The sequence below is a fragment of the Corynebacterium sp. HMSC056E09 genome (genome assembly GCF_001813425.1).
GTDB classification, from domain to species: Bacteria; Actinomycetota; Actinomycetes; order Mycobacteriales; family Mycobacteriaceae; genus Corynebacterium; species Corynebacterium hesseae.
Genome location: NZ_KV812482.1, coordinates 47,788 through 69,410 on the forward strand (window position 1 = coordinate 47,788; position 21,623 = coordinate 69,410).

At 62.2% G+C, this 21,623-nt stretch carries 16 protein-coding genes; 12 read left to right on the forward strand and 4 right to left on the reverse strand.

Annotated features, from left to right (window positions below):
- Positions 1–5: 5 nt before the first annotated feature.
- The 5 genes from HMPREF2912_RS01790 (at position 6) to HMPREF2912_RS01810 (ending at position 7,479) form a co-directional block, all read left to right on the forward strand.
- The gene (locus tag HMPREF2912_RS01790) at positions 6–2,012 is read left to right on the forward strand and encodes a hypothetical protein (protein ID WP_070622949.1); all 2,007 of its coding nucleotides are present in this window, start codon (positions 6–8) and stop codon (positions 2,010–2,012) included.
- 36 nt (positions 2,013–2,048) lie between these two features.
- Positions 2,049–2,351 (forward strand): rhodanese-like domain-containing protein, encoded by a 303-nt coding sequence (locus HMPREF2912_RS01795; protein WP_070522692.1) that lies wholly within the window; start codon positions 2,049–2,051, stop codon positions 2,349–2,351.
- Between the two features lie 297 nt (positions 2,352–2,648).
- A complete protein-coding gene (locus HMPREF2912_RS01800) occupies positions 2,649–2,978 on the forward strand; it encodes a type II toxin-antitoxin system HicB family antitoxin (RefSeq protein WP_070683100.1) in 330 nt (109 codons plus the stop codon).
- Between the two features lie 61 nt (positions 2,979–3,039).
- On the forward strand, positions 3,040–3,516 hold the full coding sequence (locus HMPREF2912_RS01805) for a MarR family winged helix-turn-helix transcriptional regulator (RefSeq protein ID WP_070522684.1): 477 nt from the start codon (positions 3,040–3,042) through the stop codon (positions 3,514–3,516).
- The gene (locus HMPREF2912_RS01810) at positions 3,517–7,479 is read left to right on the forward strand and encodes a Pls/PosA family non-ribosomal peptide synthetase (protein ID WP_070683101.1); all 3,963 of its coding nucleotides are present in this window, start codon (positions 3,517–3,519) and stop codon (positions 7,477–7,479) included.
- An 80-nt stretch (positions 7,480–7,559) separates the two neighbouring features.
- On the opposite strand, the gene ppk2 is transcribed toward HMPREF2912_RS01810, so the two are convergent.
- The 4 genes from ppk2 to HMPREF2912_RS01830 all read right to left on the reverse strand — a co-directional run bounded on the left by ppk2 (position 7,560) and on the right by HMPREF2912_RS01830 (position 13,500).
- Positions 7,560–8,459, reverse strand: a complete 900-nt coding sequence (ppk2, locus tag HMPREF2912_RS01815; protein ID WP_070522677.1) for a polyphosphate kinase 2 — start codon at positions 8,457–8,459, stop codon at positions 7,560–7,562.
- A 445-nt stretch (positions 8,460–8,904) separates the two neighbouring features.
- Positions 8,905–9,084: a PorH family porin gene (locus tag HMPREF2912_RS01820; RefSeq protein WP_070683102.1), complete on the reverse strand. Its 180-nt coding sequence runs from the start codon at positions 9,082–9,084 to the stop codon at positions 8,905–8,907.
- 522 nt (positions 9,085–9,606) lie between these two features.
- On the reverse strand, positions 9,607–11,253 hold the full coding sequence (gene groL, locus HMPREF2912_RS01825) for a chaperonin GroEL (RefSeq protein ID WP_070683103.1): 1,647 nt from the start codon (positions 11,251–11,253) through the stop codon (positions 9,607–9,609).
- Positions 11,254–11,526: 273 nt separating this feature from the next.
- Positions 11,527–13,500, reverse strand: a complete 1,974-nt coding sequence (locus HMPREF2912_RS01830; RefSeq protein ID WP_070683104.1) for an OPT family oligopeptide transporter — start codon at positions 13,498–13,500, stop codon at positions 11,527–11,529.
- Between the two features lie 97 nt (positions 13,501–13,597).
- Here HMPREF2912_RS01830 and HMPREF2912_RS01835 point away from each other — a divergent pair, with 97 nt between their 5' ends.
- The 7 genes from HMPREF2912_RS01835 (at position 13,598) to HMPREF2912_RS01865 (ending at position 21,579) form a co-directional block, all read left to right on the forward strand.
- Positions 13,598–14,965, forward strand: coding sequence for a dipeptidase (locus tag HMPREF2912_RS01835; protein WP_070683105.1), 1,368 nt, complete (start codon positions 13,598–13,600; stop codon positions 14,963–14,965).
- Positions 14,966–15,192: 227 nt separating this feature from the next.
- Positions 15,193–18,126, forward strand: a complete 2,934-nt coding sequence (locus tag HMPREF2912_RS01840) for a Na+/H+ antiporter subunit A (protein ID WP_070683106.1) — start codon at positions 15,193–15,195, stop codon at positions 18,124–18,126.
- A complete protein-coding gene (locus HMPREF2912_RS01845; RefSeq protein ID WP_070532196.1) occupies positions 18,126–18,626 on the forward strand; it encodes a Na(+)/H(+) antiporter subunit C in 501 nt (166 codons plus the stop codon). The genes HMPREF2912_RS01840 and HMPREF2912_RS01845 overlap by 1 nt, the downstream gene beginning before the upstream one ends.
- On the forward strand, positions 18,619–20,415 hold the full coding sequence (locus HMPREF2912_RS01850; RefSeq protein ID WP_070683107.1) for a Na+/H+ antiporter subunit D: 1,797 nt from the start codon (positions 18,619–18,621) through the stop codon (positions 20,413–20,415). Before HMPREF2912_RS01845 ends, HMPREF2912_RS01850 begins: the two co-directional genes overlap by 8 nt.
- On the forward strand, positions 20,412–20,930 hold the full coding sequence (locus HMPREF2912_RS01855; RefSeq protein ID WP_070683108.1) for a Na+/H+ antiporter subunit E: 519 nt from the start codon (positions 20,412–20,414) through the stop codon (positions 20,928–20,930). The genes HMPREF2912_RS01850 and HMPREF2912_RS01855 overlap by 4 nt, the downstream gene beginning before the upstream one ends.
- On the forward strand, positions 20,930–21,202 hold the full coding sequence (locus HMPREF2912_RS01860) for a monovalent cation/H+ antiporter complex subunit F (protein ID WP_070683109.1): 273 nt from the start codon (positions 20,930–20,932) through the stop codon (positions 21,200–21,202). Before HMPREF2912_RS01855 ends, HMPREF2912_RS01860 begins: the two co-directional genes overlap by 1 nt.
- The gene (locus tag HMPREF2912_RS01865) at positions 21,199–21,579 is read left to right on the forward strand and encodes a monovalent cation/H(+) antiporter subunit G (protein ID WP_070522648.1); all 381 of its coding nucleotides are present in this window, start codon (positions 21,199–21,201) and stop codon (positions 21,577–21,579) included. Before HMPREF2912_RS01860 ends, HMPREF2912_RS01865 begins: the two co-directional genes overlap by 4 nt.
- Positions 21,580–21,623: the final 44 nt, after the last annotated feature.

Genomic DNA, 21,623 nt, shown 5'->3' on the forward strand with positions numbered 1-21,623 from the left:
GCTTAATGGACGTGCAGCTCAACATCGTGCGCTTTAACCGAGAAAAGATTGCTGACCATGACTATTTTCTGGAGTTAATTCAGACGGAAGGGCTGGACTCCTTCCGGAAGCCGGATCCAGAAATGGAAGAAGCATCGGCCGCACTCTCCAAACTCTTCGGACAGGACGTGCCCGCGCATTCGGCCGTCACGGTCACGATGGATTCGAGCAATTTAGAACTCCAAGAAAAGCTAGCTTTGCTGGCGTATTACCACGGCTTGGTGGTCTTCATTGGAACCACGGACATCCTCTTTAATGCGACTGGAATCCCCACGAGCAGCAATGGCCTTTCCTCCATCAGGAACTGCATGGGAACTATGTGGCGACAGGTCAGCAGACCGATGCTTGATCGCGCCTTTGAGGACGCCCTGCGCCTGCCGGTGTCCGAGCAAACGTGGCTTCAGGTAGTCAACTATGGCTCGGAAGAACGCAGCTACGGCCTCGATATGTCCATGCACGTGCGCGCAAGCGGGCAGTTCGAACTGATATGGTCCAGCCTCCCTCCAGAGGCCACTGAACCAGTATTCCGCACGCTCACTGTCGATACTTATGAAGAAGCACGAGAGATTCTGCTTTCTTTCAGCGACCACAACCCGTTGATCGAAGAACTTGCGTGGGAACCGTTGCCTCAACGTGAATCTAAGCCAATCCTGGATGCTTCAGTCCGCCACGAAACACCCTGGCGCCGGCTGGACGCAGTGAAGGAGCTCCCCGCAGGCGTGATGGTCCACCTACACAAATGGCCAACGTTTTCCCTGGCCTACGGCCGCAATGCTCAAGGACAGTGGACCGCGAAGGTTTACGATAACCTCGGCACCGACAATGTGCAGACCTTCGACATCGCAGACGAAGTCATCGCAGTGGCGGAGCACTATTTGGACGGCAACGGCGAGATGATTTCCACAGTCTTCCCGGACTCTTCCTTGTCGGACCCGGCGCCGTACACCACGGTCACCGCAATGGAGCTTCCAGAGCGCGAGGAGCAGTGGACAGAAGCATCAGTATGCATGATGCACCGCATCCGTGCTGACCATAATGGCGAGCCCAGCCCTCGGATGCAGAAATATACTGAGAGGATTAACGCAAAGCTCGGAAGCGAAATCCTCCTCGCCGAGGAGCACGTGGAAGCACAAGCACTCACTCGGCTGCTCATCCCTGCTGATGTCAGGTCGGTCACGATAGAGAGGCTTACTCATCTGGCGCAGGATCATGGCATTTCGCTTGTTGTCGATGATTCCCTGGCACTGTACAACCCGTCGGGCAAGCCGCTTCCAGGGGCTGAGAGCTGCCAGTTGAAGCTACTCGCGGATAAGTTGTATGTGAACACCTGGGAGGTGGCCACATCCTCCTCCGTACTCGAAGCAGGGCTTCGCCTCTTCACAGGATGGAGGCTTGAGGTTCGATCCGGGAGTCAGGTGGACTTCCAGGAGCGTTATACCTTGGAAACAACCTATACGGGCGACAACGTTTCGCTTGACCTTGTCACCCCCGACGGGAACCTACACGAAATCCCATCCATCCCACTGCCCCTTGCTCTAGATTTGATGGTTGAATTCACCTACTCCCCGGCGCAGTTGGTGGACAAAGTGAATTGGCAAGATCAGAAGTCGTCCTCAGATATCCCTGAGGATGAGCGCTTCATGGTCAACGCCACGGTCTTCGGCTCAGCTGCGTATCTTTTCAACGATGACCTTCTCGAGGCAGTTCGCCAGGACGGCTTCCCCGAAGTGGGAGCGTGGGTAGCAGCCTTTGACCGAATAGTCCCGGGCGACTACTGCCAGGTCGACCGCGTGCAACCCTCAGAAACAGGAGCGGCACGCTACCTCGTCGAATGGGGCCACAACAACGGTGAGGAAGAAAACTTCCAGATGCTCCTAGAGGACATCGACGAAGCCTTGTCCCTCCTTGAACGGTTTGTGAACGGGGACCGCGCAGAGTTTGAAGCCCTTCCCTGGACGCGGCGAGTGGAGTAACAGCACTAGGCCCTATGCGTGACTAGGGTATGGGGCATGAGAAACGTAACGCCACAGGAAGTACCTGAGAACGCCCAGCTTATCGACGTCCGCGAGGACCACGAGTGGAACACCGAGCACGCCCAGGGCGCCACGCACATCCCGATGGGCGAACTAGTTGATCGCATCGACGAGATTGACCCGGACCAAGACATCTACGTCATCTGCCACCTAGGCGGGCGCAGCATGCAGGTCTGCCAGTACTTGGAGCACACCAAGGGCTGGGACGTCATCAACGTCGAGGGTGGAACGGATGGTTGGAAGGCCCAAGGCTGCCCTATGGTTTACCCAAACCACTAGTGGTACCATTTGCGGTACCATACAGGTGTGGTTTCCAAGATAGAAAAGATCCTCACAAAGATGCGGACCTCACGGACAAACGTCCGCTTCTCAGAGCTGCAACTTGTATGTGACTTCTATTTCGAACGCCAAGAAAGCGCCGGAAAGAAACGGCGTGGAACTTCGCACATCGTTTATAAAACCCCATGGCAGGGAGACCCCCGAGTCAATATCCAAGAGGGCCACAACGGGAAAGCGAAGCCCTTTCAGATTCGCCAAGTTTTAACCGCCATCGACCGCCTCCCCTAGGAGCAGATCATGAATCTCGCAGACAAATACACCTACCAAACCGCTTGGTCAGAAGAAGATGGCGAGTTCGTTGCCACAGTCCTAGAGTTCCCTTCCCTGTCATGGCTGGCCACAACCGCGGCCACCGCAGAAGCCGAATTGCGCAGCGTCGTCGAAGAAACTCTAGAAGATATGCAACGCAACAATGAACGCATCCCGGAACCATTCGGGCAGCGAAGCTTTTCGGGGAAGTTCAACCTCCGCATACCTCAGTCACTTCACCGAGACCTGACCATCGAAGCAGAACGGGAAGGCGTTTCCCTCAACACACTCATCGTGCAGAAGCTAGCCTCTGCCTAAAACTAGTGGGCCGTAACCCATAATTTAGGAATGCCACCGTAGGCGCGTTAGAATCATCGGCATGCCTTCATTGAATTCTGTTTCCATCCCTACCGCGCTCCTGGAGTCCCCTTCCTTCCAGCTGGAGCGCCTCCGCCGCCGCACCCGCGAAGGCGTCGAGGCCGCGCTGCAAACGCAGCGGACCACCCTGCGCGAATACTGGGTTCTCACCTGCCTCGTTGCGGAGACCGCGTCCTCCCAGTCCGCCCTGTCGGAGACCCTGGCCATTGATGCCTCCGACATGGTGCGCCTCCTCGATTCACTGGAGTCCCGCCACTGGGTCAAGCGTGAGCGTGACTCCAAGGACCGCCGCCGCCAGATCATTGCTTCCACCAAGAAAGGCACCAAGGCCCACAAGGAGCTTGCGGTCTTGGTGGCGAAAGCGGAGGACGAGGCCCTCGACGAGTCCACCAACAAGCAGCTCAAGCACCTGCGCAAGCTGGCCACCGCCATCATCGCGGCCGACGCGCCCGGTGATGCAGAAAGCAGTGATGCCTAAATGACGGAGCCCGATAATCTTCCTAGTACCGGAGGCCGCCACGCCCTCCAGGCGGACGAGCCCGAGACCCCAGCAACGCCCGAGGTTCCCGCGCACTACCTCCTAGGCTCCGAGGCCGCCCCCGCGCGCACTCTGTGGGACGTCGTGCGCACCACAGCAGAAAACTATCCAGAGGCTGCCGCCCTGGATGACGGCGAGATCCTGACCTACGCCGAGCTGCTTGCCGACGTCTCCGCCTGGGCCACCGAACTCCACGCCAGCGGTGTGCGGCGCGGGGACCGCATCGGCATCCGCATGACCTCCGGCAAGCGCGAGCTCTACCTGGCCATCCTGTCCACGCTCGCCGCCGGCGCGGCCTACGTACCCGTCGACGCCGACGACCCCGATGAACGCGCCGAGATGGTCTTCGGCGAGGCCGACATCGACGGTGTCTTCACCGACGAGGGCTTCCGCATGCTCCGGGAAACATCAGCCTCCCGTAGCGGCGAAGGCGACACCACCCCCTTCGACGAACCGCGTCCAGAAGACACCGCGTGGATCATCTTTACCTCCGGTTCTACGGGCAAGCCCAAGGGCGTGGCGGTGAGCCACCGTTCCGCGGCCGCCTTCGTTGACGCCGAGGCAGCCCTCTTCCTGGCGGATAACCCGCATGGCCCGCTCGGCCCGGACGACCGCGTTCTCGCGGGACTCTCCGTAGCTTTCGACGCCTCCTGCGAGGAAATGTGGCTGGCCTGGGGCCACGGTGCTTGCCTGGTCCCGGCCCCGCGCTCCCTAGTGCGCTCCGGCATGGACCTAGGCCCCTGGCTCATTCGCCGTGACATCACGGTGGTCTCCACCGTGCCAACCCTGGCTGGCCTGTGGCCCGCCGAGGCCCTGGATAATATCCGCCTCCTCATCGTCGGCGGCGAAGCCTGCTCCCAGGAGCTGGTGGACCGCTTAGCCACCGAGGACCGCGAGATGTGGAATACCTACGGCCCCACCGAGGCCACCGTCGTAGCCTGCGCGCAACGCATGCTGCCGGGCCAGCCCGTGTCGATCGGGCTGCCGTTGAAGGGCTGGGACCTGGTGGTCGTCGACAAGCACGGCGTCCCCGTGAACACCGGTGAGGTGGGCGAGCTCGTCATCGGTGGCGTGGGCCTGGCCGCCTACCTGGACCCGGTCAAGGACGCGGAGAAGTACGCGCCGCTGGAGTCCCTGGGCTGGGAGCGCGCCTACCGCACAGGTGACCACGTGCGTCTTGAAGAGGACGGCCTGTACTTCGTGGGCCGCGTTGATGATCAGGTGAAGATTGGCGGCCGCCGCATCGAGCTCGGTGAGGTGGAGGCCAACGTGGCGGCCCTTCCCAACGTGTATAACTCCGCCGTGGCCGTGCAGAAGACACCGGGCGGCGAGTCCGTGCTCGTCGGTTACGTCTCCCTGGATGACCCGGATGCAGGATTCGACCACGAGGCGGCGCACGTCCGTCTCGCGGAATCCATGCCGGCAGCGCTCGTCCCCCGCATCTGCGTCATGGATGAGCTGCCGATTCGCACCTCCGGCAAGGTAGATAAGAAGGCCCTGCCGTGGCCACTGCCCGGCGTGGGTGTGGAGGCATCCGGCCTCAACCCCACCGAGCAGTGGTTGGCGGAGCTGTGGGTGGACACCCTGGGCGTGTCCGTCGAGGACGTCAACGCCGACTTCTTCTCCCTCGGCGGCACCTCGCTGGCCGCGGCGACCCTGGTCGGCCGCATCCGCGAGCGCTTCCCCACCGTGGCCGTGCGTGACCTCTACGACCACCCTCGCCTGGGCTCGCTCGCGGAGCAGCTTGCCGACGCCGAATCCGTCGAGGACTCCGGCCCCGCCCGCGAGGTAGCGCCCGTGCGCGCCGGCACGCGCATCGCGCAAACGCTCATCCAGATCCCGGTGATGACCATGGCCGCCACGAGCTGGCTGGCGTGGTTGCTCTTGGGCTCCAACGTGGCGAACCTGCTGGGCGTGGACTGGGCCATGACCACCCCGTGGTGGCTGGTGGCCATCCTGCTCGTTGTGTTCGTCACCCCGGTTGGGCGCATCCCGCTGGGTGGTTATGGCGCGCGGCTTATCACCGCCGGCATCACGCCCGGCGAGTACCCGCGCGGCGGTTCAACACACCTTCGCATTTGGGCTGCTGAGCGCTGGGTTAATGCCATAGGCGCCAGCTCCCTGGCGGGCGCCACCCGCGTCAATAACTACGCCCGCACCTTGGGCGTGAAGATTGGCCGCGGCGTGGATCTCCACTCATTGCCACCCGTCACCGGCCTGCTGACCTTGGGCAAGCACGCCGCTATCGAACCGGAAGTGGACCTCACCGGCTACTGGCTGGACGGCGACATCCTCCGCGTCGGTGCCATTGAGGTCAAGGAAGGCGCGCGCGTGGGTGCGCGCTCCACGCTGCTGCCGGGCACCGTCGTGGGCAAGTACGCCCACGTAGAGGCCGGCTCCACCGTGACGGGGCGCAAGAAGGTCAAGGACGGTCAGCGCTGGTCCGGCTCCCCTGCAAAGAAGGTGGGCCGCTCCAAGCACCGCTTCCCGTCCCATGCCCCGAAGCGCCGTCCGCTATGGGTTCCTGTGTATGACTTCACGTCCGTCCTGCTAGCCGTGCAGCCCATTGTGGCGCTGGCGGTCGGCGCGGCTGTCGTCGTTAGCCTCATCGCGCTGACCGATGGCTCCGCCTTCGTCGGCTCCATCTTCTTCGCGCCGCTCGGCGCCCTGGTGGCATTTGCTACCTATATGCTGCAAACCTGGCTGGGCGTGCGCTTGCTTTCCATTGGCATCACGCCCGGTGTTGCACCGGTGCGCTCCGCCAAAGGTTGGCGCTTGTGGACCATCGAGAGGCTCATGGATGAAGCTCGCACTCAGCTCTTCCCCATCTATGCCTCGCAGCTCACCCCGGCGTGGCTGCGTTCGCTGGGTGCGACGATTGGCAAGGACGTGGAGATTTCCACGGCCGTCATGGTGCCCAAACTCACCGAGGTCAAAGACGGCGCCTTCCTGGCGGATGACACCATGATCGGCGGCTACGAGCTCGGCGGCGGTTGGATGCTCACGGGTGAGACCAAGGTGGGCAAGCGTTCCTTCGTGGGCAACTCCGGCATCACGGGTCCGGGCCGCAAGCTGTCGAAGAACTCGCTGGTTGCCGTTCTCTCGTCGACGCCGAAGAAGACTAAGTCCGGCGCCAACTGGTGGGGTTCCCCGCCGGAGCGCATGCGCCGCGTCGAGGCCCACGTGGAGGGCGTGCAGGGCGAGTCCCTCACCTACTCCCCGGGCTTTGGGGTCAAGGCCGCGCGCGGTGCGATTGAGACCATGCGCCTGTTGGCGCCGATGACCTCGGCCATGCTGCTGGCGGGGACCCTGGCATCGCTCTACGCGCTTGCCGACGCCCTCGGCGTCGCCGCCGCCTGGGCCCTCGGCGGCCTCATCCTCATGGTGGCGGGCGCTATCGCGATGACGGTCACAGTAGCCGCGAAGTGGATCTGCGTGGGCACGCAGACCGCCGGCGACCACCCGCTGTGGTCTGCCTTCGTGTGGCTCAACGAGCTGCAAGATACCTTCGTTGAGGCGGTTGCTGCGCCGTGGTTCTTTAGCCACACCTATGGCATGGGTGAGATCAACCTGGGCCTGCGCGCGCTGGGCGTCAGGATTGGCCGCGGCGCGTGGATCGACTCCTACTGGTTCCCGGAGACCGATCTCTGCGTCGTGGGTGACGGCGCGTCCGTCGGCCCGGGCACCGTGGTGCAGACCCACCTGTTCCAGGACCGCGTGATGAGCCTGGACACCGTGACCATTAAGGCCGGCGCGACACTTGCCTCGCATTCGGTGGCGCTGCCCGCCTCAGTCATTGGCAGCGTGGCGACGGTTGGCCCCGGCTCCTTGGTGATGCGCGGCGACCAGGTCCCGGGCAATTCCGTTTGGCAGGGCAACCCGATTGAGCCTTGGAAGAAATAGATAAACAGAAAGGAGGCGGCAGGTTTTCCTGCCGCCTCCTTTTATGCCTGACTCGCTAATGAGCGGTCGGGGTGCCGTGACTAGTCACCGATCTGGTCGCGTCCGCGCTTCACGATCTTGTCATCCACCTGACCAACGACCTCGTGGTCCTTGTTGGTGTATTCAAACTTCGAGAGCACGTAGCGCATAGCGTTGATGCGGGCGCGCTTCTTATCGTTGGACTTAATGGTGATCCACGGCGACTCTTCGGTATCCGTGTATCGGAACTGCTCTTCCTTCGCGCGGGTGTAGTCATCCCACTTATCCAGGGAGGCCAGGTCCATGGGTGACAGCTTCCACTGGCGGACCGGGTCGATCTGGCGGATGGCGAAGCGGGTGCGCTGCTCCTTGCGGGTCACGGAGAACCAAAGCTTGGTCAGCGAAATACCCGAGCCCAAGATCATGTTCTCCAGCATCGGCACCTCACGCAGGAACTCTGCGTGCTGGGACTCCGTGCAAAAGCCCATGACGCGCTCAACACCGGAGCGGTTGTACCAGGAGCGGTCGAAGAAGACGATTTCGCCGCCACACGGGAAGTGTTCGATGTAGCGCTGGAAGTACCACGAGGTGGACTCGCGCGGGGAGGGCTTCTCGAGTGCCACGGTGCGGGCGCCACGCGGGTTGAGGTGCTCGTTGAAGCGCTTGATGGTGCCGCCCTTACCAGCGGCATCGCGGCCTTCGAAGAGAATGATGTGGCGCTGGCCGGTTTCCTTGGTCCAGTTCTGCCACTTCAGCAGCTCAATCTGCAGGGAGCGCTTGATGGACTCGTACTCGTCACGCGTCATGCGCTCCTCGTACGGGTAGTTCTCGCGCCAGGTTTCAACCGGTGAGCCATCCGGCATGATGAGCGAGGGATCGTCCTCATCGGAGTCATCGACGACGTAGCCGTCGGTCTGCGCAAGGTCGATCTCGGGGAGTTCGTCGTCTTTAATGTCAGCCATATCATTAATTCTATCTAGGAAGCAGGCTTCTGGCGCGATAAACGACTCGAGGCCGCTCAATTTACCCCCGTAATGCCCGACAGGTGGCAGCAGCCGCCCAGGATGTACGTTTCTAACAAATAGTGCCCTCAGAATTCGACGATCTGGGGGCTTAAATGATCGTTCCGTACCACGCCACCGCTTCAGCCAGGCTGGGCGGGCGGATTCTGGAAATGAGAAACCCCGCTGCCCACAAGGGGGTCAGCGGGGTTAACGCTTAGTTCTGCGTGAGCAGCGTGCTGTTTAGAGCAGGCCGATCAGCTTGGAAGCGCCGCCAGCCATGTCGCCAAGGCCGTAAAGAATGTCGAGCAGAAGGCCGATGATGCCGGTGGAAGAAAGGGTACCCATTTGAAATCTCCTTGGGATTGAAAGTGTGTGTTTAGTGCTGCCCTAAAGGGAAGCTAGTTTACTTCTTGGAGGACAGGCCCTCGAGAACGGAGGTGTTCGGCTTGACGTCGAAGCTGTCAGAGGTAGCAGCGCCGGCGATCTTATCGAAGACGGTAGCGAAGCCACCGAAGAGCTTCTCGATGCCGCCAGCAAAGGTGGAGAAGTTACCGAGCTGCTCGCCGATGAAAGAAAGATCCATTGTGGTCTCCTCTTGTGAAGTCCGGGTCAAGAGATTGCCCGGAGGGGGTTTGCGGTTTTGCAGACACCCTCAGCGGGCGTCACACGAAACTATTTTGGCACACCACTAAAACATTGCAAGTGGATTCGCGGATGACTTTTCGATCACAGCGCTTCGAAAATCAGATTCACTTTTCAGGTTATTTATTCATCTTTTGTTAACGCAGCCAGCAACAACGCGCCTAACTGCAGAAATAGACAGCGCCCGAAACGAAGGCTCAGGAAATCTTCATTGGAACGTAACGTCAGCCCCCGAAACCACGATTCATAGGCTCGCTTTACAAAGTAAACCCGCGAAATATTTTTCGCAGGAGCGCTCCAAATTACCCCTATTTGGGGTGGCATAAGGACACAAAAGGGTCTCGAGACAAAGAAAGCTCCCCACGGTCAACCGTGGGGAGCTCGTAATTTGCTAGGGGCTGAGGCGACGAAACGCCTCAACCCGGGAAATCGCTTCAGGCTGGGAAGCTAAGGAAGCTAAGGACTAGAAGCCCATACCGCCCATTGCGTCAGCATCCGGCATACCAGCGCCTGCACCAGCCGGTTCCGGCTTATCAGCCACAACCGCCTCGGTGGTCAGGAACAGAGCCGCGATAGAAGCAGCGTTCTGCAGCGCGGAGCGGGTGACCTTAACTGGGTCATTGATGCCCGCAGCCATCAGGTCCACGTACTCGCCAGATGCGGCGTTGAGGCCCTGGCCAGCCGGCAGGGACGCAACCTTGTCGGCAACAACGCCCGGCTCCAGACCAGCGTTCTGAGCAATCTGCTTCAGCGGAGCAGACAGTGCCTCGCGGACAATCTTGACGCCGGTTGCCTCATCACCAGTGAGGTCGGAAAGGGAATCCAGTACCTCGGCTGCCTGCAGCAGAGCCACGCCGCCACCGGCGACGATGCCCTCCTCAACAGCAGCCTTAGCGTTGCGCACGGCATCCTCGATGCGGTGCTTGCGCTCCTTGAGCTCGACCTCGGTAGCGGCACCGACCTTGAGGACTGCCACGCCGCCGGCCAACTTGGCTAGGCGCTCCTGCAGCTTCTCGCGGTCGTAGTCGGAGTCGGAGTTCTCAATCTCGGCGCGGATCTGCTTGATGCGGCCGTCGATCTGCTCCTGGGAACCAGCACCCTGAACGATGGTGGTCTCATCCTTGGTCACAACAACCTTGCGTGCCTGGCCGAGGTACTCGAGCTCGGTGGTCTCCAGGGAGAGGCCGACCTCCTCGGAGATGACCTGGCCGCCGGTGAGGATAGCCACGTCCTGCAGGGTGGCCTTGCGGCGGTCACCGAAGCCCGGAGCCTTCACGGCAACAGACTTAAAGGTGCCGCGGATCTTGTTGACCACGAGGGTGGACAGGGCCTCGCCCTCAACGTCCTCAGCGATAATCAGCAGCGGCTTGCCGGTCTGCATGACCTTCTCCAGCAGCGGGACGAGGTCCTTGATGTTGGAGATCTTGGAGGAAACCAGCAGGATGTACGGATCCTCGAGGACTGCCTCCTGGCGCTCCATGTCGGTAGCGAAGTAACCGGAGATGTATCCCTTGTCGAAGCGCATACCTTCGGTGACCTCGAGGTCAACGCCGAAGGTGTTGGACTCCTCAACCGTGATAACGGAGTCCTTGTTCACGGAACCGTTGCCCACGGTGTACATGGCCTCGGCGATCTTCTCGCCGATTGCCGGGTCAGCGGCGGAGATACCTGCGGTGGTGGCAATCTCTTCCTGGGTCTCTACTTCCTTCGCGGAGGAGAGCAGGGAGTCGACAACCTTCTTGGTGGCGGCCTCGATGCCGCGCTTGATGCCCATTGGGTTGGAACCAGCGGCTACGTTGCGCAGGCCCTCACGCACGAGAGCCTGTGCCAGAACGGTAGCGGTGGTGGTGCCGTCACCGGCGACGTCATCGGTCTTCTTTGCAACTTCCTTGACCAGCTCAGCGCCGATCTTCTCGTACGGGTCCTCGAGTTCGATCTCGCGCGCGATGGAGACACCGTCGTTAGTAATGGTCGGGGCGCCCCAGGACTTCTCCAGGACGACGTTGCGGCCCTTGGGGCCGAGGGTGACCTTGACGGCGTCGGCAAGCGTGTTGAGACCACGCTCGAGGCCGCGACGTGCCTCTTCATCGAAGGCAATGATCTTTGCCATGTGTTTGTGCTCCTTAAGCTTTGTTGAGGACGACACTCACGTCTGATCTATGACGGACGCCCGCGACGGCACGGCTGGCGAGTGTTCTCCAGCCCCAACCACATAGATGACTCTGTTTATTTCTGGCACTTGCCATGTGGAAGTGCTAGCGACCATTCTGGCACTCAGACCTAGCGACTGCAAGGTTCAACACGAACGCTATAAGCGAACGGGCGGTGCTTTCGCACCGCCCGCTAGATCGAACCGTCCGCTAAACCAAAACCCTAGCTCCGCTTAAGCCTCGGCCTTCTTCGCCGTCCACTTGTACGCCGCAGCAATGCCGCCGACGAAGAGGATGACGCCGACGATCTTGGCAGCGGTTCCGCCCTCGAAGATCTCCAGCGGGGACTCGCCGCCCGACGCCGCGATAATGCCAGCGTTGACCACGCCGAAGAGGGACTCACCGACGATGAGGCCGGTGGCCAGCAGCGTGCCCATGCGCTTAGCAAAGTCCGGCTTGGACTGGCGCGCCGCCCAGCGGTTGTAGAAGGCACCCAAGATGGCGCCAATCGGCACCACAATCGTGATGGCCGCTGGCAGGTACATGCCCATGCCCACCGCCAGCGGGGACAGGGAGTACTTGTCGGTGAAGTGACGCAGGCACTCGTCGACGATGATGATGACGGCGCCGATCGCCGCGCCCAGGCCGATGAGATCCCACGGCAGCGAGTTATCAAAAATACCGGATGCCACCGAGGACATCAGCGCGGCCTGCGGTGCAGCCAGTGCGTCCTCACCGGCACCCTCCATGCCCTGAAAGCCAAAGCCGGTGAGCATGACCTGCAGAATCGGTGGAATCACCATGGAGCCGAAGAGGACACCGATGATGAGCGCTACCTGCTGCTTCCACGGCGTCGCGCCAACCAGCTGACCGGTCTTGAGGTCCTGCAAGTTGTCATTGGAAATGGTCGCGATACCGAAGACGATGGCCGCGGTAAACAGCGTGTAGGCCACCAGCGAGAGCGGCTCCGCTTCCGTACCGCGCGTCACGGCGGCAATCAGCAATGCGGCGGCGATGACCGCGATGATGCCGATAGATGAGATCGGCGAGTTGGACGCACCAATAAGGCCAGCCATGTAGCCGCAGACCGACGCGATAACGAGGCCCACAAGCAGAGTGAAGAGCACGGACACGGTGATGAGCACGCCCATGTGCTCATGGATGTCGGTGCCGCGCACGAAGTTCCACAGCAGCAGTCCAATCGGAACCATGAGCAGAAGGATGGTGCCAACGACATACGGTGCCGGAATATCGCGCTCCTCCACCGCCACCTGGTGGCCGTCCTTGCGGTTACGGGAGGACGCGAAGGACTCAGCCATGCCCTTGATAATCGGACCGGAAATCTTAATCAGCGTCCAAATAGCGGCGATGGCCATGGTGCCCACGCCGATGAAGCGGATCCTGTCGGAGAAGACCGTGTCGACGGTGTCCATGATCGTGGCCGGGTCACTCAGTGCCTCCCCACCGGTGAGGATGGGAAGCAGGATGAGGTAGGAAATGACCACGCCGACGAGCATGGCAATACCCACCGCCAAGCCCACGAGGTGGCCCACACCGACCAACGCCAGGGACAGGGAGGTGCCGAGAGTCGTCGCACCCGAGCCCAGCTTGAAATAGGTGGCCACCTCAGAGGCCGCAGCCTTCATCGCGGCAAGCAAAGCCATGACGGCGGAAAGGATGCCACCGAAGACGATGACGCGCAGGCCCTTCGCGTTTTCCTCGTGCGCGGCCTCGCCGTCCTCGCCGGAGCTATCGCCCACCTTGAGAACCTCGGCCGCGGCCACGCCCTCCGGGTAGGGCAGATCGGAGCCCGTCACCAGCGCACGGCGCAGCGGGATGGAGTACATCACGCCGAGCACGCCACCGATGGCGCAGACAGCGGCGGTATCGATGAAGGAGAAGCCCTGCCAGTAGCCCACCATGACCAGGCCGGGGAGCACGAAGATGATGGCGGACAGAGTGCCGGCTGCCGACGCGATGGTTTGCACAATGTTGTTCTCTTTGACGTTGTGCCCGGCGAAGCGGCGCAGCACCGCCATAGAAATCACGGCAGCGGGAATGGACGTGGCAAACGTCAGACCCACTTTGAGGCCCAGATACACGTTGGCGGCGGTAAAAATGAGAGTGATGAGCCCACCAATGATGATGCCCCGGAGCGTAAGCTCGCGGACCGTGGACTGGGAACCTTCGGCGGTGGTAGTCGCCATGTCAGGTCCTTTCTAAAAGAATTTGGACTAGAACCATGAATATATTACTACCTAACGCTCGGCAGGCCGATTCGAGGATGCGAGTAGGTTGGAGGGCATGAGCAACATTTCTGAGTTTGTCAGCAACGACCGCGATACCATTTTCCAGCAACTCAAGGAGCTCGTCTCCTTCAATTCCGTCCACAACGAGCCGGGCCTCGAGGACCAGCCCGCGAAGGCTGCCGAGTGGGTTCAGGCCGCGCTTGTCGACGCCAACTTCACCCCCGAAGCCATCACCACCGCTGATGGTTCCACGGCGATCGTCGCCAAGCGCCCCGGCAAGGAGGGCGCGAAGACGGTGCTGCTGTACTCGCACTACGACGTGGTTCCTGCCGGAAACCCCGACGCGTGGGACTCCGATCCTTTCACCCTGACTGAGCGCGAGGGCCGCTGGTACGGCCGCGGCGCCGCGGACTGCAAGGGCAACGTGGCCATGCACCTCGCCGCGCTGCGCGCGCTCGATGCTCACGGTGGAACCGATCTCAACCTCACCGTGCTCATCGAGGGCTCTGAGGAACGCGGCGGCGAGGGCCTGTCCGCGCTCATCGAGGAGCGCCCGGAGCTCTTCGCCGCCGACGCCATCCTCATCGCCGACGCCGGCAACGCCAAGGCAGGCGTGCCGACTTTGACCACCTCCCTGCGCGGCGGCTCCCAGATCAACGTCAAGGTCTCCACCCTCAACTCTGCTGTGCACTCCGGCCAGTTCGGCGGCGCGACTCCCGACGCCGTCAAGGCCCTCATGCGTGCGCTGGATTCCTTAACGGATGAGTACGGCCGCACGACTATCGACGGCGTCGATTGTGCGGGTTCCTGGCCGCTGGCCGAGGGCCAGGACACCGCCTACCGCGAGGAGAACTTCCGCGCCGACGCGCAGATGCTTGAGGGCACCGAGGTCATGGGCGCGAAGGATCCGGCCGGTGCCACCGCCATCGCGGATATGATTTGGGCCCGCCCCGCCGTGACCGTGACCGGCTTTACCTCCACCCCGGTGGCCGAGGCCGTCAATGCCGTGCCCGCTACCGCCGAGGCCAACATCAACCTGCGCACCCCCGCCACCATGGATCCCCGCACCACCGCGGAGGCCGTGGCCGAGCACCTAAAAAAGCACGTCCCGTGGGGCGCACACATCGAGGTCACCATCCTGGAGGCCAACCTGGGCTTCGAAACCGATCCGTCCAAGCCAGCCGTCGCCCTGCTCGGTGAGTGCCTGGGAGAGGCCTACGGTTCCGAGACCATCACCCAGGGCATGGGCGGCTCCATCCCGCTGACCGTGGAGCTGCAGGAGAAGCACCCGAACGCGGAAATTGCGCTCTTTGGTGTCGAGGAGCCGCAGTGCACCATCCACTCCGCTAACGAGTCGGTCGACCCGACTGAGATTGAGAACATTGCGATCGCTGAGGCCCTCTTCCTCCAGCGTTTCGCTTAAGCGGCACTATCCCGCCCGGCAGAGCCATCCGCCGGGCGCGGGCTCGCTTACTCCTGGATGCGTTGGTGACGACGTGGCGGAACGCCAACAGGAGACACAGATATAACTGTATGAAACGAAAATGTGAAAATTGGGATTTCAGACTGTATCGTGAGCACTAGTGAACGCCCGCCGCTGCGGTGGGGTTTGCCCAGTCCCCGACAAGGAAAGGACGCCACCGCAACCTCGTGCTCACTCTCTTCAGCGCCTTGGTACTTACTACCATCGTCGCTCCATTCCTCCTTTTCTATCTCGGCCGCCGCGCCTTCGGCCTCCTTGCCGTCGTGCCCGCGGTGGGATTCTTCTGGGTGCTCCAACAGCTCACCACCGGAACACTGCGCGACGGCAACCAGCTGGCATACGACCTCAACTGGATGCCCGCCGCGCACCTAACGATTAACCTGCGCATGGACGCGCTTTCCGCGCTGTTCAGCCTCATCATTTTGGGTGTGGGCGCGCTGGTCTTGCTGTATTGCTGGGGTTATTTCGACCACTCCCGGCGCCGCCTTGCCCTCTTCGGTAGCCAGATGGTGGGCTTTGCCACGGCCATGTATGGCCTGGTCATTTCCGATAATTTCCTGCTGCTCTACGTCTTCTGGGAAATCACCTCCCTGCTCTCCTTCCTCCTGGTGAGCTATTACGGCGAGCGCGCCTCATCCCGGCGATCAGCGCAGCAGGCACTCATGGTCACCGTCCTCGGCGGCCTGGCCATGCTCGTGGGCATTACCCTCCTCGGCCGCCAGACCGGTGCGTGGTCCTTCAGCGATATCGCCGCCACCGAGGATCTGGCCAACACGCCTTTCCTCACCGTGGCCATCGTGTTGATTCTCTGCGGTGCGCTCTCCAAATCCGCCATCGCCCCCGCCCACTTTTGGCTGCCCGGCGCCATGGCCGCGCCGACCCCGGTCTCTGCCTACCTACACTCCGCAGCAATGGTGAAGGCCGGCATCTACCTCGTCGCACGCCTAGCACCCTCGGTGCATGACATCCCCACCTGGCACCTCGTGGTCATCCCCTTGGGTGCCTTCACCATGCTGCTCGGCGGCTGGATGGCGCTCAAGCAGCGTGACCTAAAGCTGGTTCTGGCCTACGGCACCGTCTCGCAGCTGGGTTTTATCACCGCCATCATCGCCATCGGCTCCCGCGAGGCCATGCAGGCAGGCCTGGCGCTGACCTTTGCGCACTCCCTCTTCAAAGCAGCGCTCTTCATGATCGTCGGCGCCATTGACCACTCGGCGGGCACGAGGGACATCGACAAGCTGGCAGGCCTGGGCAAGAAGAAACCCGCGCTGTACATCCTGGCCATCCTCCCCGCGATGTCGATGGCCGGTATCCCGCCGCTGCTGGGCTTTGTGTCCAAGGAGGCCACGCTCGAGGCGATCATGCACGAGGAGCTCTTGGTCGGCATGCCACGCAACATGCTGCTCGTAACCGTCGTCGTCGGCTCCGCGCTGACCATGGCCTATGCGCTGCGCTTCCTATGGGGTGCGTTCTCCTCGAAGGGGCAGGAGGAGCCCTCTGAGGCAGTAGCGAATATGCACCACATCGGCCCCTTCCTCTGGGTTCCTCCGACGGCGCTGACTCTGCTGACCATCTTCTTTGGTCTGCTGCCGCTGCCTTTGTCCCACGGCATCACGCAGCACCTAGACAACACATTTGGGGCGGAGCAGACCTCCGAACTAGCGCTGTGGCATGGCTTCACCATCCCGTTGCTGCTCTCCGTGCTCATCATCGTGGCCGGTTCTCTCTTGCACTGGCAGCGCCAGACACTCACGAAGGCCCAGTTCACCTACCCGGCCTTGGGCTCGGCCGACGACTCCTACGACGCCGTCATCAACACCCTGCGCCAACTCTCTCTGCGCATCACCGCCTCCACGCAGCGCGGTTCGCTGCAGTTCAACCTCACGGTCATCTTTGCCACGCTCATGGTGCTGCCCATCGTCATGCTCATCAACGGCGATATCACCAACGTGCACATGATCGTTGCTGAGAACCCCTGGCAGGCTATCGCCGCGGCGATCATCATCATCGCCGCTGTCGCCGCCACGGTGCTGAATAACCGCCTCTCCGGCGTCATCCTGGTGGGCGTGACCGGCTACGCCTTGTCCTTCATCTTCGCGCTTCACGGTGCCCCGGACTTGGCGCTGACGCAGCTCCTCGTGGAGACCATCATCATGGTGCTCTTCATGCTGGTGCTGCGCCGCATGCCGGCGAATACCGAGTGGAAGCAGGACCCCAAATCCGGCCGCCTGCGCGCGTGGCTGGCGGTGGGCGTGGGCCTGGCCGTCACCGTGGTGGGCATGTTCGCCATCAACGCCCGGCGCGAGGAACCCATCTCGCAGTACATGCCGGAATTGGCCAAGGAGATCGGCCACGGCGCCAACACGGTCAACGTCTTGCTCGTGGACCTGCGCGCGTGGGATACCTTCGGCGAAATCACGGTGCTCATCATCGCGGCGACGGGAATCGCCTCACTGATCTACCGCACGCAGAGCTTCACCCGCTCCTCCCGCCGCCCGACTTTGCAGGTCACCGGCCGCCGCTGGCTGGCCGCGGGTGTGGAATCGGAGAAGGCGCTCAACCGCTCGCTCATGGTGGACGTGAGCACCCGCATCCTCTTCCCCTCGATGATGGTGCTCTCCCTCTACTTCTTCTTCGGCGGCCACAACGCCCCCGGCGGCGGTTTTGCCGGCGGCCTCGTGGCGGCCTTGGCGCTGATTCTGCGCTACCTGGCCGGCGGGCGCGCGGAGCTCGATGAGGCGCTGCCTCTCGACGGCGGCCGCACCATGGCGGTCGGCCTGCTGCTCTCCCTCAGCGCAGTCATCACCCCGATGCTCTTGGGCTACCCGCCGCTGACCACCGGGTACACGAAGGTCGGCGTGCCACTCATCGGTGATGTGTCCCTGCCTTCGGCGCTGATTTTCGACGCCGGCGTCTACCTCATCGTCGTCGGCCTCACACTCTACGTCCTGTCCTCCTTGGGCGCCAAGCTCGATGAGGAAGAAGAGATGCGTAAGCAACGCGCCCGCGACCGCGCTCGCTCCTTGGCACGCCGCACGAAAGAAAAAGAGAAAGAAAAAGAGAAAGAAAAAGCTGCCACCGCAGAGAAAGGACACGCCTAATGGATGCCAACCTCATGCTCCTGCTCGCTGCGGGCGTGCTCTGCGGCGCCGGGGCCTACTTGTTGCTGGACCGCGCGATGACCAAGATGCTGCTCGGCATCTTGTTGCTGGGCAATGGCGCGAACCTCTTCGTGCTCATGGCCGGCGGCAAGGCGGGCTCGCCGCCTATCGACGGCCGGACCTCCCTGCCTTATGGCGAAGAAATCGCCGATCCGCTGGCCCAGGCGATGATCCTCACCGCGATCGTCATTTCGATGGCGCTGACCGGCTTCATCCTCACCTTGGCCTACCGCCAATACCGCTACCGCACCGCGGACGTGATTGAGGATGACACCGAGGACACCGCCATCGCGGCGATTGCCTCGCGCCCGGGCAATGCCTCGGCCGCCCCCGACCACGACGCCTCCAATGATCCGACCACCGGCCGCACCACTAAGGAAGGCGATAAGTTTGGCCCCGAGTTCTTCGAGGCTCCCGTGAAGGAGGCCACCGATGAGTGAAACTATCTCACCCCTGGTGAACCTGCTGCTGCCCTACGTCAGCTTTCTGATCCCCCTTCCGATCATCATCCCCGCCCTGGCGGCCGCGCTGGCGATGCTCTTTGCGCGCAATGCTCATGCGCAGCGCCGCATCGCCTTCTTCTCCCTGCTCACGCTGGCCGCGGTCAACGCCGCACTGATCTTCATCGCGGATACCACCGGCATCCAGACCCTCCAGGTGGGCGGCTGGGACGCCCCGGTGGGTATCACGCTCGTGGCGGACCGTTTGTCCACGGTCATGCTCTTTACCTCCTCCGTCGTCCTGTTCTCCGTCATGTGGTACGCCATCTCGCAGGGCGTGCGCGACGGCACCAAGGACGAACCGGTGGCGGTATTCCTGCCTAACTACATGTTGCTGACCATGGGCGTGAACGTGTCCTTCCTGGCCGGTGACTTGTTCAACCTCTACGTAGGCTTCGAGATCTTCCTCGTGTCTTCCTACGTGCTGTTGACCCTCGGCGCATCGCCTGCGCGCGTGCGGGCGGGCGTGGGCTACGTCATGGTCTCCATGGCTTCCTCGCTCATCTTCGTGCTGGCCTTGGCCTATGTGTACGCCGCGGTGGGCACGATGAACATGGCCCAGATCGGCCTCCGGATGGAGGACATCCCGGCCGGTACCCGCTCCGCGGTCTTCTCCGTGTTGCTCATCGCCTTCGGCATCAAAGCGGCCATCTTCCCGCTCGATGCCTGGTTGCCGGACTCCTACCCCACCGCGCCCTCGCTCGTTACCGCGGTCTTCGCGGGCCTGCTCACCAAGGTCGGTGTCTACGCCATCATCCGCGCGCGTACCTCCATCTTCACCGGCGGCGGGCTCGACGGCCTGCTCATGTGGGTCGCACTGGCCACGATGCTCGTGGGTATCTTGGGCGCCATCGCGCAATCGGATATCAAGCGCTTGCTGTCCTTCACCTTGGTCAGCCACATCGGTTACATGGTCTTCGGCGTTGCCCTCGGTACCGCGCAGGGCTTGTCGGGCGCCATCTTCTACGCCGTGCACCACATTCTGGTGCAGACCGCACTCTTCCTGGTGGTAGGTCTCATCGAGCGCCAAGCCGGCACATCCTCGCTGCGGCGCTTGGGCTCGCTGATTTATTCCGCGCCACTCATCGCCATTTTGTACTTCATCCCGGCCATGAACCTGGGCGGCATCCCGCCCTTCTCCGGCTTCCTGGGCAAGATCATGTTGATCCAGGCCGGCGCGAACGAGGGTTCCTGGATGTCGTGGGTGCTCATCGGCGGCGCGGTGGTCACCTCACTGCTGACCCTTTACGTCATGATCCTCGTGTGGACCAAGGGCTTCCTGCGTGACCGCAGGGATGCCCCCGAAGGCAACCTCGCCATGGCGCGGCCCTCCCCGCTCGGGGAGGTCACCGAGTACGTCGAATTGGAGGAGCGCGCCGATGTCGGTCGCGTGCCCTTCGGCATGCTGGCCTCCACGTCCCTGCTCGTCATCGCGTCGGTATCGATGACCTTCCTCGCCGGCCCGATCTCCGGTGTCACCACCCGCGCGGCGACGTCCGCGCAGGATGACTCCATTTACCGCTACGCGGTACTGGGAGATTCCGCCGAGGACCCAACGCGGCACTTGGACCCCGCCGAACGCTACGAGGAGGGCGCCGATTCGCGGAAGAACCGCAGCGAGCCCCTCCCGGATCCGGAGCCGGTGGCGCCGACAACGAGGACGTCGCCAAGCGCCACGCCCACATTGCCCACCTCCGTGGATAAAGAAGAAGAGGAGGTGTCCCGATGAGATTCTCCGGAATTAAGCACCGTTTCCGCCCGTGGTTCATGGTGTGGATCATCGTCATGTGGTGCATGCTCATGGGTGAAGTCACCGTGGCGAACCTGGTGGGCGGGCTGATAGCCAGCCTGTTTATCGTCTTCGCGCTGCCGCTGCCGGCGATGCCCGTGGCGGGGATTTCGGTGAGCTGGGGCAAACTTTTCATCTTTATGGTGCAGTGGTTTGTGGAGCTGATGGAAGCTTCCGTCAAGGTGGGCTGGCTGGCGGTGCGCCCGCAGGAGGTGCCCAAGACGGCGATTGTCAGGCTCCCGATGCGCTTGGAGAATGAGTTTGTTCTGGCGCTGGCGGTCAGCCTGTACAACCTGCAGCCGGGCGGCACCGTGTCTGATATCGACATTGCGAACCGCATGCTCACCATCCACCTGCTCGACGCCGATTCTGAAGCCCACCTGGAGCGTGAGATCGCGGCGGTGCGCAAGCTGGAGGCCGATATGATTGCCATCTTCGAAAGGAGCCACCCCTGATGGATACTGACGTGTATAGCATCCTGCTCACCGTGGCCGCAGGCTTCCTCGTGGTGGCCTTCCTCATCACCACGTGGCGCATCGTCATCGGGCCCAACTCGCTCGACCGGCTCATCGCCATGGACGGGCTCGTGGCCATGTTCCAATGCGCCCTGGCCACCTATATCTGTTGGACGCTGGACACGACGGTCTCCAACGCGATGTTGGTGGTGGCGCTCCTCGGATTCATTTCGACGGTCTCCGTTACTCGCTTTAGGAAGAGGGACTCATGAGTTACGCAGTAGTTGCCGATATCCTCTCCATCATCCTCATCCTCCTTGGCTCAATACTCACCTTGGCGGCCGCGATTGGAGTGGCGCGTTTTAAGGACACGATGGCGCGCGTCCACGCCATTGCCAAACCTCAAACTACCGGGCTCATCTTCACGATTTTGGGTGCCATCATCAAGGTGACGGGTTCGGAGAGCTTCAGCGTGGCTGAGCGCGGCGACTTGGGTATCCTGGTGCTGCTCGTCCTTTTCGCCATGATTACCAGCCCGGTGACTGCACAAAGAACCACGCGTATCGCCCGCCGTGAGGGCCTGTACGGCCCGCCGGAGTCAATGCTGCGCAATGAGGCCCCTGCCGCGCGCTCCATGCGCCGAAAGTAGGGACACGGGCGCCTTCTCCCAGGAAATGAAGGGGAATTAATATA